Here is a 15,593-nt window from a genome sequence, read left to right on the forward strand (position 1 = left end):
TTTTCAAATATATCGGTTTACCGACAAAAAATGACAATAAAAAAGAGGGGGCTGTTTCAAACAGCCTCCTCTTTTTTAATCCACTTTACTTCTTAAAGTAAGTCCAGCCTTCTTCTTGGTAAATCTTTTCTTCTTTCATCATTTTACCAAGCGCACGCTTAAATGCAGCTTTACTCATGTTGAAACGTTCTTTAATATCTTCTGGGTGGCTCTTATCCCAAAACGGCATTGCTCCGCCGCGGCTTTCCAGGTATTCATAAATAACCGCCGCATCGTCTTCCATTCCTTCTTCTTTACGAGGAAGAAGTGAAATGTTAATTGTACCGTCGTCTTTCACGTCAATAATACGACCCGTTACACGTTCACCAATGCGGACTTGTTCTTTTCTTTCAGTATGGTGTAAAAACGCACGGAAATGCTCATCTGTTAATACGAATGAACCTACTTGAAGTGAACGATACACACGTCCATTTACGTTTTTATTACGCATAGATGGCGTTGCTTCTACGACGATTTCTTGCATATCACTGTCTCTTGCTGGAAGAGCGATAAGACGATCACGATTCGTTAATTTTAACGTACAATATAATTCGTCGCCTTCTTCTGGCCATACTGGCATATAAATCGGGAACTCATCGGCTGGAATTAATATATCTTTTGATACACCAATATCAACAAACACACCTAAACTAGGAATAACTTCTACAACCTTTACCCAATTCCAATCATGTGTTGTAATAATTGGTTCCTTCATTGTTGCTGAAATACGATTTTGGTGATCAAGGTATAAGAATACATCAATTGTATCGCCTTCTTCAATTTCTCCAGCTACTTCGTTTTTATGTAGGAAGATTTCTTCCTCTTCGTTCCCAACCATATATCCGATTTCTGTTTCGCGTAAAACAGTTACCTGTTCAATCGATCCTAATTGCAAATACATATTTTTTAATTCCCTTCTATATATATAAAATTGTCTTTTTTATCATTCCAAACAAAAGTTAATTATAACACGATTTTTCCTTTATTTGTCCAACTGCCCAAAATTCACTATAATTAAGTGAGGTTCATTAATATGAGCATAAAACTCTTAAGTCTTAACACGTTTTCCGCTATACTTTAATATGTACAGTACATAGCTTGGCTTAGACGTAAAAAGATAAGAAATTTATTTGGAGGTGCTAACTATGGCAAAAGATAGTTCTTTTGACATCGTTTCGAAAGTAGAATTACCTGAAGTAACAAACGCAATTAACATCGCATTAAAGGAAATCCAAAACCGATATGACTTTAAAGGTAGTAAAAGTGATATTAAATTAGAAAAAGAAGTACTTGTTTTAACTTCTGATGACGAGTTCAAATTAGACCAAGTAAAAGACGTTCTCATTTCTAAACTTGTAAAACGTAACGTTCCAATTAAAAACTTGGACTACGGAAAAGTTGAAGCTGCATCTGGTAACACTGTTCGCCAACGTGCAACTCTACAACAAGGTATCGATAAAGATAACGCTAAAAAAATCAACAACATCATTAAAGAAATGAAATTAAAAGTGAAAACACAAGTTCAAGATGACCAAGTACGCGTAACAGCGAAAAGCCGTGATGACTTGCAAGCAGTAATCGCAGCCGTTCGTAGCGCTGACTTACCAATCGACGTACAGTTCATTAACTACCGCTAAGAAAAAAGGGTGTCCCATAAGTCGAAACTTTCGACTAGGTGATACCCTTTTTTAAAAAGTGGATTTTATCTTCTCTTTTTGGAACAGTACGATAGTAAATGAAATTTCATAAACTTATCGACAAAAAGAAACGTAGATGTGAGAACTCCTCATCTACGTTTCTTTTTAACCGCAATCAAAAATGTAATAAATAATACGTTAACACCAACGATTAAGGATATAAATAACCAATTCATACCCGTTTCTTCTCCAACTTTATACACATTCGCTTCTTCACGCTTTAAAACGAGATAAAACTGCCCGTTTTCTTCTCTTATAATTTCATCTTCTAATAACCCTCTTAACTCTTGCTTTTCTCCGATTGCACTTACAGGTAAGGAAACTTTTTGCGTTTCTTTCGTATTATTAATCGCTACTAGTGTTACTTCATCTTTATATTTTCTCTTTAACACACTCATTCCACTTTTATCATACAGAAGTTCAAACGTACCACGTCGTAAAGATGGTCTAGTTTGTCTAAGCTCACCTAACTTTGTTATGTGCTGCATAAATTTCTCATCTGATTTGAAATCCATTAATCGTCTATTATCTGGAGCATTCCCTCCATCTAATGCGATTTCAGTTCCGTAATAAAAATTCGGTATCCCCGGAGATGTATATAAATAAGTGAGCGCTAGTTTTAAACGAGACGGCGGATAATACATATTTTCTTTTGCAATACGTGCAAATCTCTCTGTTTCCTGATTATCTAAAAACGTAGCGAATTCTCCTTCTTTTTCACTCACATCATATAAAGGCTTCACAGACATATCTGCTTTTGAAAATGATTCTACTATTTTTTTATAGTATTCATTATCTTCTTTTGTCATAATGCGAAAATCTTTCTTTATCGCCTGCAAATCTTTTTGCACTTCATCCCAAAAAGCTCGCGGCTTTTTTTCACTATGTATAACATAACTTCCATCTAAATCGGCTTCTTTTATCCACCATTTCATCGAATCAATTAATTGTTGTTCATTTTCTCCAAATGGAAATTGAAATACAACTTTCATCCCTTTTCCGTGAGCCTCTTTTACAAGTTCTTTCACATCTGCTTCTGTTCCGAAATGTTCATTTACTTTTTGAAAATCACGCGCATCATATCCATCGTATTTTTGACTTTCAAAAAGTGGAGAAAGCATAACAGTAGTAAAATCCATTTCTTTTATGTAATCCAATCTTTTTATAATCCCTCGTATATCTCCGCCCTGGTACCCTTCTAAATTTCCAACATCCAATTGTTTATCATTTTTCGGCTCTCCGTTATTGAAGCGATCAATCATAATGGAGTATATAACTTCATCTCGCCATTCTCTTTTTTCTTCCGCAAAAGTATGTACTGGTACAAACAAAGCGACAGCTAAACAAAAACAAATGAATAGTTCCTTAGCCCATATTTTTTTCACACGCATCCCCCAAATTTATAATTGTAAGAATATTATACCAATTATTAGAACAAATCGCATACGGCTAATTTCCTTCATCAAAAATAACACATGTAAGGTTTCCTTACATAAAATATAAAATTATCTAAAAATTCAGTTGATTTTTATTTTAATTTCCAATATGATATGAAACATAACAAAATAATGTAATATTTTCTAACATTATAGGAGGAGGAAAAGAATGAATACAGGAGATACGGTTTTTATATTTGTATCTACAGTAATGGTCATGCTGATGACACCAGGATTGGCACTTTTTTATGGAGGTATGGTTCGCAGTAAAAACGTACTCAGCACGACAATGCACAGCTATAGTGCAATGGCTATCGTTTCAATTCAATGGGTTGTTATTGGTTACTCTTTATCATTCGGACCAGATTGGCACGGACTTATAGGTACGCTCGATTGGTTCGGCCTAAACGGAGTTACCTACGCACCAAATCCAGACTACTCATCTACTATTCCTCACAATTTATTTATGATGTTCCAACTCATGTTCGCTATTTTAACTCCAGCTTTAATTTCAGGTGCATTCGCTGAAAGAATGCGATTTTCAGCCTTTCTTATTTTTATCCTTCTCTGGACAACAATCGTTTACAACCCTGTCGCTCATTGGGTATGGGGCGTCGGTGGATGGCTAAAAGAACTCGGCGCATTAGACTTCGCTGGCGGTAATGTCGTTCATATCACATCTGGTGTTGCCGGTCTTGTATTAGCGATTTTCCTTGGAAAACGAAAAAACATAAGCGGCACCTCCCCTCACCATCTACCATTTACGATGTTAGGAGCGGGCTTACTATGGTTCGGCTGGTTCGGTTTTAACGTCGGTAGTGCATTATCCTTAAATGACGTAGCTTTAACTGCATTTATTAATACAAATATAGCCGCCGCTGCCGCCGCATTAACTTGGATGCTCTCAGAATGGTTCTTCCAATCAAAACCAACCGCAATGGGAGCCGCTTGCGGAGTGATTTCCGGTCTAGTTGCAATTACGCCAGCTTGCGGATTTGTTACACCTTTCTCCGCCCTTCTTATCGGGGCAATCGGGGGTATATTATGCTTCAGCGCTGTCTTCTTCTTAAAAAACAAATTCGGATATGATGACACACTCGATGCATTTGGATGTCACGGCATCGGAGGAACTTGGGGCGGTATTGCAACTGGACTTTTCGCGACAACGTCTGTAAATAGCGATGGCGCTAACGGATTATTTTACGGAAATGCAGCTCTTCTTTTCAAACAACTTATAGCAATTGGGGCAACATACGCATTCACGATCATTATGACGTATGCCATCATTAAAGCCATTAACTTCTTCCTCCCTGTTCGTGTAGATGAGCACGAAGAACAAATGGGACTTGATATTTCGATGCATGGCGAGAAAGCTTATGAGTATACAGAAAGATCCGTGAACTAAAACTTACCAACATACGAAAAAGGTGTACTCCGTTCTAACACGGGGTACACCTTTTTCGTATATTCATAACAACACAAATAATCCAAACTATTGGTATATAAATATCTTTATCTATCTATTCATATAAGTATCTTATCTTTTCAATAACAAATTTAAAACAAGTTGCACAGCAACAGCATCATCTAAATAACCGATAGGAAAAATGTAATCCGGAATCACATCGACTGATAGAATAAAATAGATGAGAGCACTTCCCATTAAAGCTAGTTCTACAGGTGTCCCCTTCTTTTTCGTAAATCTCTCATACAATTCTTTCAAATCATTAATAAATGGTCCAATACTACTTACCTTCAGAATCTTCTCAGTAAACCCCTTTTCAATCGTTTCTTTTCCTTCTTCTGTTTGCGAATATTGTTCGTAATTAGCCAATTGTTGCTCTACATTCGCGATACTAAACTTTTGATCATATAACTGTGAAGATTCAAGTAAATGTTCAATGTTATTAATGGATACTTGAATATCAGATTGTTCTTCCTGCTTTGTTTCAATAGAATAACCTGCCGCCACAAATAAATCTGCAATCGGAATACCAAGGCAATCTGCAAACTTTTGCAAATGCTTCGGATTTGCTTTTCGCTTACCATTTATAATCATTGAAATAGTAGCAGTATCAATTCCAGTAAGCGCACTCAGTTTTCGCATTGACAAAGACTTTTCCTTCAGTAATTCTTTTAATAACAACCCAAGATTACTTCTTTCAGTTCCTTCAGACATATTCCATTCCCCTCTATTCATGAGAATAATCATAGTTGACACACGCAATATAACTACAACTTCTATACAATTATATTAACAAATTTTTTTGCCAAGTTACAAGGCGGGAATTCGTAATATATGTTTACATTTTGTAAACATATATTACAATTCATAAAATAAAGCCACCTCAAAAAATCGAAATTTTTCAAGACAGCTTCTTCTGCAAAGTTTAATAGTGCAACTTATTGCAACCATTTTCTCAATAAAAAAAATATGCAACTACAAGCAATATAAGAACTAATAAAAATGAAAAATGCAGCTAGAAATGAATGGTGCAAGGAAAAAGTTAACACTGTTAATAACGAAGACAAAAAGAATATATCTAATAAAATAAAATATCCTGAACTTAAAACACTTTCTACTAATTGTAATTCAGCCTCAAGTTCAGAGTACTTCAACCTTTTATAAAGCAATCTCACTTTCTCTCACCTTCTATTCATCTGATGTTAAAACTATCATCCCTTTCTCTTTCTATAAAGTGAGACTTTAATCAGTGGGGGTTTTGTTCACCCCACTGATTATCAGCCCGAAAATAGTGGGATAAATCAATCAAAAAAAGGCAGCAAATGCAATAATTAATAGTAACGTTCCGCTGATCAATGTTCCAAATTGCCCTAAAGTAAATTTCCCAATACGAACGTGAGCTATCTTTCTCCCTAATGCAACTCCGCCCCAAACTGTTATGAAACTACCAATTGCCGCAGTAACACATATTGCTATCGGATTCAAACCGAATAAACCAGCACCTAATCCGTTCGTTAATGCATTAGCAGACAGACCAATGCCAAGAAAGATAGATTCTACAAATCCGATTCCTCCAGATTCACCTATATTTTTCGTTAAACCATTTATTTCCGTAGATGCTACTTCACCTTCCGCTCCTTCAGCTACCACCTTCCGCGGAATTGCTAATAATACAATTCGAAGACCAATGACAACTAATAAGAAAGAACCAATGACTACTGGCATAATCCCAGGCAAAATTTTTGAAAGCCATAATCCAAAATAAATCCCGGCCACACTAAACAAAAAGCAAATAACCGAAATGATAAGATTAGAAAAATGGCTAATTCGTATGTTGCGAATCCCATAAGAAATTCCTACCCCTAAGTTATCGATACTTGATGAAAACGTTAATGCTAATATCATCATCCATGCCGCCATTTAATTCTTTCACCCCTTAATGATTTTATAATTCTGAACATTCCGAAAATTAATGTGACATACATAGTATGGAATATGAATAAGGGAGTTAAAAGCTCCCTATATTCTTTCCATTTCGTACTCCGCCCTTAAAAGCGAGGAAGAGTGAACCATTTCATAATATTCATACGGTTTTCTTTTCCTTTTTCACGAACCGAGTGAAAAATCTCACCAGTGAATGAACCCATTTTCGTAGCAATTTCTTTTTGCATCGCTTTATTTTCCGATGCTGCTTTTATACTTAAATCTAATGCCTGTTCAAAGTGCTCTAACGCTTTTTCCAAATGGTGATCTACATCTTTTTCTACAGCTTTTTCTACAGCTTTATGCATCATGTTTAATCTCCTCCACTTCATCTTGCGCTTGTTCAGCTGCCGCTTCTATCACTTCTTGTTCATCAGTAATGTCATCTTCCACATAAGAAAGTTCTTTCTCAAATTGCTTTTGCATTCTATCCATTTTCGCTTCCACAATAATATCTTCTACTTCCTCTTTAATTGTTTCAAAAGTAGACTTCACACCCCTTGCCCCCGATTCAACAAGCGGACGAAGTGTATTTCTTACGACAGGTAATAAAGCGGCACTTGCTAGCGCTAAAGTAGATCCAATAACAACTTTTCGTATCATTTTCATTGCTCCTTTACACTGTTTTTAATAATGCAGATTCAGAAACTACTGGTTTTACTAAATCAGTATTCTTATATGAAACTAAATTAATAATAGGTTTCGCGATTTGAGACACTGTGCCCGCCACGAGAAGAACAGGTATCCATTGTGTGAGCGTTAACGGAACAGTATGGAATATACGAGCTAACGGAGGTACATATATAGCTGATAATAATACAAGCCAAGACGTTCCTAACGCTGTAATAAAGAACCGGTCTTTTGACCAATCGCGAACTGTTTCTTCTGATCCCTCTTGTCTCCAAGAGAAAGTTTGAATGAGCTGCCCGGCAACTAAAGCTGCAAATGCTGATGTTTGTGCTACTGGAAGAGGTACTCCAACCGCTAAACTAATACCAAATACAGCGAGCGAACCTACCCCAAGCAGTACTCCTCTTGTAATAACTTTTTTGTACAAATCTTTATCAACAATATCTTGACGTTTCGTTTGCTTCGTTTTGTTTCCAGGGTTTACAGCTAAAATCATCGCTGGTAAAGCATCGGTAATAAGATTCATTAATAAAATTTGAATTGGCACTAACGGAATCGGCATTCCCGCTATAACAGCAGCACTAGTCACTAACACTTCCGCTAAATTCCCCGTCAATAAACAACCAACTGCTTTACGAATATTTCCGATGATCGTTCTACCTTCTTTTACCCCTTCAACAATTGAACCGAAATGATCCTTTTTCAAAATCAAATCAGCGGCTTCTTTCGTAACTTCTGTTCCGGTTTGCCCCATCGCAATACCGATATTCGCCTTTTTTATAGCCGGTGTATCATTTACACCATCTCCAGTCATCGCGACGATTTGACCGTCGGATTGGAAGGCCGTTACAATTCGTAATTTGTGAGCCGGAGTCACACGAGCAAAAACAGATGTACTTTTCACAACTTCTTTTAATTCCTCATCTGTCATGTTATCAATTTCTAATCCCGTTAAAACACGATCTTCACGATTCCAAATTCCAGTTTGTTTCGCAATAGAAATCGCCGTAGTCGGATGATCTCCCGTAATCATTACTGGCTTCACACCTAACTCAATCGCTTCACGAATACTCTCTTCCACTTCAGGTTTTGGCGGATCGATCATACCGACTAATCCGACAAAAGTAAGATCATCACTTTCGCCATTGCTGTACGCAAAACCTAATACTCGTAATGCCTGTTTTGCAAACTCTTCATTTTGTTGTAAAATAACTTCTTTTTGCTTATCACATAACGGATATATTTGACCGTTATCTTGATACCATTTACAACGAGTAAGAATCGCCTCTACAGAACCTTTTGAGAACTTATATAACTCTTCAGCGTTACTCTCTTTACAAACAACACTCATAATTTTCGTCTCTGAATCAAATGGTTCTTCATGATGGCGTTCAAACGACGCCATACCTTCCTGTAATGCCCCTGCTTTAGAAGCCAAACTTAATAAAGCTCCTTCAGTCGGATCACCTTTTACAACCCATAAATCATCTTCCTGCTCTAATTTACTATTGTTACAAAGAATACCAATTTGAAGAATACGAGCTAAATCCGGATTTTCTAGCGGCACATTTTCCGTTTTATGATAAATAGCCTCTTCTATCTCCGTATCTACAGCAGCAGCAACTTTAGATGAAGTTACATCAGCAATCGTCCCTACTGGTTCATACCCATCACCGGTTACACTCCATAAACGATTCGGCGTAGCAATTACTTTAACCGTCATTTCATTTTTCGTAAGAGTTCCCGTTTTATCAGAACAAATAACCGTCGTTCTACCGAGTGTTTCTAAACTCGAAAGCTTTCGAACGAGCGCATTTTGCTTTTGCATACGGAATATACCCGCACTTAAAGCAATCGTAATCATAATTGGTAATCCTTCTGGAACAGCAGAAGCAGTAAGAGCAACCGATGTTGTAATCATTTGCGTAATTGGCAGTCCCCTAAGTAGCCCAGCCACAAGTACAAGACCGCCAGCTACAAACGCTCCTTTAATAAATGTTTTACTAATAGATGTCACCTTTTGCTGCAATGGCGTAGGCTCTGTTTCTTCCCCTTTCATTAAGGAGATCATATAGCCCATCTCTGTACGCATACCTGTTTCTACTACAATTGCTACCGCTTTACCTCGTGTTACAGACGTCCCCATAAAGAGCATATTGTTTCGCTCTGCTAACGAACACTCTTCTAACACAGCGTCCGCTTTCTTTTCAACTGGAAGTGATTCTCCCGTTAACATCGCTTCGTTAATTTCTAAGTTCCAAGAGTTAACAACGCGAAGATCAGCAGGTACACGGTCTCCCGCTTCAAGGCAGACAATATCTCCAGGAACGAGTTCACTACTTGATATTTCTATTTCCGCTTCTTCTCGTATTACTTTACAAATAGGGGCTCGGAATTGATTTAAAGCCTCAACTACCTTTTCCGCCTTCCGCTCTTGAAGCGTCCCAATTATTGCATTTACAACGAGAATTGTCCCCATCGCTAATCCATCGAACCAGCCACCAGATACAACAGATAATCCAGCTGCTCCGAGTAAAATAAGCGATGTAAATTCTTTAAATTGGCTCATAAACGATACAATCCAAGGAACTGACGGTTTCGGTTCAATTTGGTTCATTCCGTATTCTTCTTTTCGCATATTTACTTGTGCATTACTTAATCCATATTGCTTCTCAACTTGTAATCTATTCATTACTTTTTCTTGATTAAATGTATACCACGGAATTTGATCTTGTTTGGCAGGAATCACTTTTGGCTGAGAAGAATCCATTTTCGACAATTCTCCATAAGAAAATATCTTCTCGCTCATTCTTTTCGCCCTAGATACAAACATTAACGATAAAGCATTTGCAAATAAGGCGATTACAGGTGCTGTGAATATAGACCAAACCGCTAACATCTCTCCCACCACATTCCACACTTTCGCTGCGCGGAAATGCTCATTCACCAACATATTGATTCGGTTTGCATACGCTGTAGATTGAGAGATATTTTTTATTTCTTCAAATGATATAGACGGAAAATCGGTATTTTGATCAGTTGCAAATAATACCTCTTCTCCATTTGAACGAAGCAATTTTACCCGTTCGACAGCATCACCCTGCTGCCAGCTATCATCCACACCATAATGAGAAAGAATGTTACGATTTACATGTAAACTATTTTGCAAAACGCCTATACTCCATTTGTTTTCATGCAACCCATTCACTACTTCTTTGAATTCAGGAATAATAGTAACCTTTGATCCAACTAGTAGACCGAGGCATTCTTTATTTTTAGCGACGTACTGAACTTGGAATCCTTCTTTTTCAAGCCTCTTCGCTTCCAGCTCATACGCACTTATATCTACACCATTTCGCTCGGCAAAATCTTTACTTCCGAAAAAGGAAGTTATCCCTTGAATTTCACCTTTTATTCCTTCATTCTCTACTTGAACTTCAAATGCTTTTCTTAACGTTCTTCCAGTTTGCGCAGCCCGTTGCACGACTTCCTCTTTCCATACATGCTCACTTTTCTCAATAAGAGAAGCCACCGTGCACCAAACTTGCCCTTCATTTTCATCTTGCGAAATACAACTCATCTCCTCTGCTGAGGCCTGGAATATACGAGATGTATCATCTAATACTATCGTTTTTGTTCGAGACAATTGCGATAACGACCCACCGCTTGGAATGACATATCCTCTTTCTCTCGCGACGAGGTCACCTTGTCGCCACGCATATTCTGCCGATGAGACAGCTGGTTTCGGATTAGCCGCTAACAACACTGCCATTCCACGCAAAGGATTTCTAGTGAAAGCCCAAGTTGCTCCTCCAAAAATCATTCCCCACTTTGATTGTTTTTCACTATACGCTTTAATCTCTGGAGAGAGGAGATTTTCTTTATACGCTTCATTTTCTTCGTTTATGTTTGCTTGACTACGCTTCCAATTTAAGTAGTTTAATAGACTAAGACCGGCAAGCACGACAATATTCTCCCGCGCAAGCGCAAGTGCAAGAGTCCCTACACCAAGCACAAGATCAGAATTCACCTTTTTGCTAGCAACCATTTTCTTAAATCCTCGTTTAAGAAACGGATAACCCGTCACAACGGATAAAGCTCCGGATGCGTAAAAAAGACCCGGACTTCTAGCTAAAGCTGATCTACCCATAAGTAATTGTTTTATGCCGAAAGCACCTAACCCAACAACCGAAAGTGCTAGCGGTAACGGCACACCTTCATCCTTTTTTCTATGAACAGTGTCATTATTACGAGAAACTACACTAGATGAACAATCTATTAATTCCTTCTTTTCGTCACTGTTATTTGTACTACTTTTCTTTCGCTTCGTCACTTGTTCTTCTATAAGCTGAATTATTTTGCAAATGTTATGTAGAGATGTCTTGTTGATATCGTAAGTAATAAGGGCTCTTCCTGTAGAAATTGAGGGACTTACTTGATAAATACCTTCCGCTTGACTAAATCGGTCTAATATCAAGTTCGCCATATTCTTGTTGTATTTTAGCTTGTAAATTTCAATTCGAATTCTTCCAGGTAACGATCGTATAAATCTCGTTTTTAATGTTTTACTTTGCATCATCATCCTCCTTATCGTCTTGAAGGAAGTAAAAAGATTTATTGCTCATGTAGTACTTAAGGACTGACGGGCAAATTTTCATAATCTATATTTTGCTCAGAATGATACGCATTTACACGAGAAACCCATTTTTCCTGGAATTTAGAAATTGTATTTGGAACAGCTTCTACCGCTCCTATAATTGGTGATACTGTTTTCACAGCCACTTTACGTGCCGCTTCTTTCACTTTTGGCAAAGCTTCTTCCATTTCTGAACCAGCACTTTGCATTTGTTCTTTTGCACCAAGAAAAGCCGATACTGTTTTTACTGCAAGTTTTCGTAATCCCTTTCTCGCTTTTGGTGATGCCAATATTACCGCTGCTACCCCAACCGCTATACCGATTGGAGATTTCATAAATCGAAACATATTCATTTCTCCTCACTTAATTTTTTTCGAATCTGTAAAATGAATCAATCATATACCCCTAAGTAAAAGTGTAAATTACCCTATCACATCCTTATTTTGTAAAAAGTATATAACGAGTATATATTTTTGTTTGTATTATTTCAACAATTTATTTGTTTTTTGTAAATTTTATGTTAATTCTAAAAACTTTTTGTTAATACTCCTATTTCTATGTAACGGAACAGGTAATATATTCCATATTCTTTTCTTACTCAATTGTTGAGATTTTGTTGAGAATTTATTTTGTATTTTTACAAATTACAAACTAGGACATGCACTTTTACGAAACAATTTTTATATACTATAAAAAACGCTATAAGGAGGGATCTTCATGAGCTTATCCTACTGGAAATACGCTATCCTCAATCACATTACCGCAAATTTCCGTACTTTCTTATTCAATATCATTGTCGCTATTTTAGGTGAAATCGCACTCTTTCTTGTCTTAAGCTTTATTCCGAAACGATTTCATAAATTTTTCGCATAAAAAAGCCTGAGTTCCTATCAATGTAGAACTCAGGCTGCTTAACTCTATTAAATAAAGGAGGGATTGTTATGATTATCGTTTTTGCTTTATATCGGGATTGATACATATTATTTTTTTTAAGCCCGTGCATATCCCATCTAGTATTATGATGAATATATCAACGACTTTTCGAATATATTGACGATTTTTTAATTATATCGACGTTTCGCCACAACATATCGATTTACCAACAATTTCCGACATAACTGAAATGAACAATACTCCCGCATAAATTACAAATCACCGTACTTCCTTTTATTTGCGCTTAATATAATAAGAAACGCCACCGCTATTACAGCTAAAAAGCGAACTGGGTTAAACGGCGTTCCTACTGTTTCATTAAATCTATGATAAATAAACGGTATCATCTCAAGTACCATTAATCCCATAGCAATTTGGAATGTCTCAGCCATCGCTTTATTTTTTATAAACGTAGCACGTTCATCACCTTGTTTCCCGATTGCTATAAACATTTTTACAATAGCAAACACTACAAATAAAAAGACACATAACGCAATAATAAAAATAGCGACATTCATGAAATACACCTCTTATATGTAAAACTTATTCGACAAGATTACAACATATTTTACATAAAAAAAGACGACCGAGAATCGGACGTCTTTTCCTATTTATTTTGGAGTATTCCCTACATACTGCGTAATATCAACATTTAACGCTTGAGCTAAACGCATTCCGTAATCATGATCTGCACGGAAGAAGTTGCAAATAGCGAGTAGTTTTGTGCGTTCATTTACGTCTTTTAAGTCATTTGTTAAGTTTGCAATTAAATTGTCTTGCTCTTCTTTAGAGAATGAACGGTAACGCTCACCCGCTTGTTTGAAGTCATTTGGTTTCTCAATTTTTTCACGAGATACGTGGCCTTCTACTTTCATAGTTGAATCACGGTAAGCTGGGTCCTCAACTGGATTTTCAGTATGACGGCTCGGCTCGTAGTTTATTGTAGATGGGTTTTGATTAATTTGCATCGCACCATCACGTTGTTGATTACGAACAGCTGCGTATGGACAGTTTACAGGAATTTGTAGATAGTTTGCACCAAGGCGATAACGCTGTGTATCTGGATAAGAGAATAAACGACCTTGTAATAATTTATCTTCAGATGGTTCAATACCATTTACAGTTGCACTCGGAGTAAACGCCGCTTGTTCTACTTCCGCAAAGAAGTTTTTCGGGTTACGATTTAACGTCATTGTCCCTACTTCTATTAATGGGAAGCGATCTTCTGGCCATACTTTCGTTGGATCTAGTGGATCGAAATCTAAAGAATCCGTTTCATCTAGTTGCATTACTTGTACGTGTAAATCCCATTTTGGATAGTTTCCTTTTTCGATTGCATCGAATAAGTCACGAGTAGCATGATTGAAATCTTTCCCTTGTACTTGCTCCACTTCTTTCGCACTCAAGTTACGTACGCCTTGCTGTGGTTTCCAATGATATTTAATGTATACAATTTTACCTTCTGCATTAATCCATTTAAATGAATGTACGCCGAAACCTTCCATTTCACGGTAGTTTGCCGGTGTACCATAATCAGAAAATACCCATGTCATCATATGTGTAGATTCTGGAGTTAACGTCATAAAATCCCAATAACGATCTGGTGTTTGAACGTTTGTATCAGGTGCTGGTTTTAAAGAATGCACCATGTCAGGGAATTTAATTGCATCACGAATGAAGAAAACAGGCAAATGGTTACCTACGATATCGTAGTTTCCTTCTTCTGTATAAAATTTAACAGCGAACCCGCGCGGATCACGTGCTGTTTCTGGAGAGCCTTGACCATGAATAACCGTTGAGAAACGAACGAATACAGGTGTTTCAGTTCCTTCATTTTGTAAAAATGCTGCTTTTGTATATTGCTTCATGCTGTTTTTCGTTACGAATACACCATGGGCACCTGCACCGCGTGCATGCACAACGCGCTCTGGAATACGTTCACGATCAAAATGCGCAAGTTTTTCTACTAAATGATAGTCTTCTAACAATACCGGTCCACGTCGACCTGCTGTACGAGAATTTTGGTTATCTCCAACTGGAGCACCTTGGTTTGTTGTTAAGCGATTATTTGGATTCATCAAGGGAGATCCTCCTCTTTCTTTCATAGTAATTATTATTTATTTAAAATTATTATAAACTAATTATTATTCAAAACTAAATTCTTGTCAACTATTTCCTTCATTTTTTTGGAAACAATTTCAGTTAAACAATCGATAAATGCAGGCTGAGTGTTCGGCATATTTGGTCTAAAGTATGCAACATTTAATTCATCAGTTACAACTTTACATTCATAATCGTTATCATATAAAACTTCTAAATGGAGCAATATGTTTTAACCCTAAGTAACAAACAAATTCATACTCTGTATACATTTTATTCAATGAATCTGTTAATTTATGTGCCTGCTCTTTCGTAATTTTTGCAAGTGGCGAAATTCCTCCAATTGCTTTATAACGCTCAATTAAATCTTGAAGCGCTTCTTCAGACGGCTTACGCCCGTGGCGAATGTGAGTGTAATATCCCTCTACATCATCTAATGATTCTGGCGTTCCATACGCCATTACAAGCAAACCTATTTTCTTTTTCGTCATCTATATAACACCTCAATTTTGGAAATGAGAATCTTTTTCAAGAACGTTTGTTTCAAATTATAACAAGTAATAATAAGTACGTCAAAATAATAATTCTAATTAAGTATTATTTATAATATGATTTTAAATTTTATATGACAATTTATTTAATATTAATTGTCATATTCTCGTATTATTCTTAAT

At 36.8% G+C, this 15,593-nt stretch carries 14 protein-coding genes and 1 pseudogene; 3 read left to right on the forward strand and 12 right to left on the reverse strand.

The window, feature by feature from the left end:
- Positions 1-85 precede the first annotated feature (85 nt).
- Positions 86-940 carry a CvfB family protein gene (locus ACTFQM_RS09625; RefSeq protein WP_440034151.1) on the reverse strand — a complete coding sequence of 285 codons (855 nt, stop codon included), beginning with the start codon at positions 938-940 and terminating at the stop codon, positions 86-88.
- Positions 941-1,184: 244 nt separating this feature from the next.
- Here ACTFQM_RS09625 and ACTFQM_RS09630 point away from each other — a divergent pair, with 244 nt between their 5' ends.
- Positions 1,185-1,676: a YajQ family cyclic di-GMP-binding protein gene (locus tag ACTFQM_RS09630; protein WP_002170814.1), complete on the forward strand. Its 492-nt coding sequence runs from the start codon at positions 1,185-1,187 to the stop codon at positions 1,674-1,676.
- 149 nt (positions 1,677-1,825) lie between these two features.
- Here ACTFQM_RS09630 and ACTFQM_RS09635 read toward each other — a convergent pair whose 3' ends face one another.
- Entirely contained in the window at positions 1,826-3,127 is a 1,302-nt protein-coding gene (locus ACTFQM_RS09635) for an alpha-amylase family glycosyl hydrolase (protein WP_440034152.1), read from the reverse strand.
- A gap of 214 nt (positions 3,128-3,341) precedes the next feature.
- On the opposite strand from ACTFQM_RS09635, the gene ACTFQM_RS09640 reads away from it, so the two are divergent.
- A complete protein-coding gene (locus ACTFQM_RS09640) occupies positions 3,342-4,577 on the forward strand; it encodes an ammonium transporter (protein WP_327915778.1) in 1,236 nt (411 codons plus the stop codon).
- Positions 4,578-4,709: 132 nt separating this feature from the next.
- Here the strand turns inward: ACTFQM_RS09640 and ACTFQM_RS09645 are convergent, their stop codons facing one another.
- The 7 genes from ACTFQM_RS09645 to ACTFQM_RS09675 form a co-directional block, all read right to left on the reverse strand.
- Positions 4,710-5,351, reverse strand: coding sequence for a helix-turn-helix domain-containing protein (locus tag ACTFQM_RS09645; protein ID WP_097830016.1), 642 nt, complete (start codon positions 5,349-5,351; stop codon positions 4,710-4,712).
- A 224-nt stretch (positions 5,352-5,575) separates the two neighbouring features.
- A complete protein-coding gene (locus ACTFQM_RS09650) occupies positions 5,576-5,812 on the reverse strand; it encodes a hypothetical protein (protein WP_002170809.1) in 237 nt (78 codons plus the stop codon).
- A gap of 130 nt (positions 5,813-5,942) precedes the next feature.
- Entirely contained in the window at positions 5,943-6,557 is a 615-nt protein-coding gene (gene ytaF, locus ACTFQM_RS09655; RefSeq protein WP_033718808.1) for a sporulation membrane protein YtaF, read from the reverse strand.
- Positions 6,558-6,685: 128 nt separating this feature from the next.
- Complete coding sequence (locus tag ACTFQM_RS09660) at positions 6,686-6,931, reverse strand: hypothetical protein (protein ID WP_097830014.1); 246 nt, start codon at positions 6,929-6,931, stop codon at positions 6,686-6,688.
- Positions 6,921-7,223, reverse strand: a complete 303-nt coding sequence (locus ACTFQM_RS09665; protein WP_002170806.1) for a hypothetical protein — start codon at positions 7,221-7,223, stop codon at positions 6,921-6,923. Before ACTFQM_RS09665 ends, ACTFQM_RS09660 begins: the two co-directional genes overlap by 11 nt.
- Before the next feature lie 13 nt (positions 7,224-7,236).
- Positions 7,237-11,826: an HAD-IC family P-type ATPase gene (locus tag ACTFQM_RS09670; protein WP_440034153.1), complete on the reverse strand. Its 4,590-nt coding sequence runs from the start codon at positions 11,824-11,826 to the stop codon at positions 7,237-7,239.
- Between the two features lie 56 nt (positions 11,827-11,882).
- Positions 11,883-12,233 carry a YtxH domain-containing protein gene (locus ACTFQM_RS09675; RefSeq protein WP_048369714.1) on the reverse strand — a complete coding sequence of 117 codons (351 nt, stop codon included), beginning with the start codon at positions 12,231-12,233 and terminating at the stop codon, positions 11,883-11,885.
- A 370-nt stretch (positions 12,234-12,603) separates the two neighbouring features.
- On the opposite strand from ACTFQM_RS09675, the gene ACTFQM_RS09680 reads away from it, so the two are divergent.
- Positions 12,604-12,759, forward strand: a complete 156-nt coding sequence (locus ACTFQM_RS09680) for a hypothetical protein (protein WP_002170803.1) — start codon at positions 12,604-12,606, stop codon at positions 12,757-12,759.
- A 272-nt stretch (positions 12,760-13,031) separates the two neighbouring features.
- Here the strand turns inward: ACTFQM_RS09680 and ACTFQM_RS09685 are convergent, their stop codons facing one another.
- From ACTFQM_RS09685 to ACTFQM_RS09695, 3 genes and pseudogenes are all read right to left on the reverse strand, one after another.
- On the reverse strand, positions 13,032-13,337 hold the full coding sequence (locus tag ACTFQM_RS09685; RefSeq protein ID WP_440034154.1) for a hypothetical protein: 306 nt from the start codon (positions 13,335-13,337) through the stop codon (positions 13,032-13,034).
- Between the two features lie 93 nt (positions 13,338-13,430).
- Positions 13,431-14,897 carry a catalase KatB gene (gene katB, locus ACTFQM_RS09690; RefSeq protein ID WP_440034408.1) on the reverse strand — a complete coding sequence of 489 codons (1,467 nt, stop codon included), beginning with the start codon at positions 14,895-14,897 and terminating at the stop codon, positions 13,431-13,433.
- A 59-nt stretch (positions 14,898-14,956) separates the two neighbouring features.
- Positions 14,957-15,410: pseudogene (locus ACTFQM_RS09695) on the reverse strand (ferrochelatase).
- Positions 15,411-15,593: the final 183 nt, after the last annotated feature.

Source organism: Bacillus cereus group sp. MYBK30-2 (assembly GCF_051915945.1).
Classification (GTDB): Bacteria; Bacillota; Bacilli; order Bacillales; family Bacillaceae_G; genus Bacillus_A; species Bacillus_A paramycoides.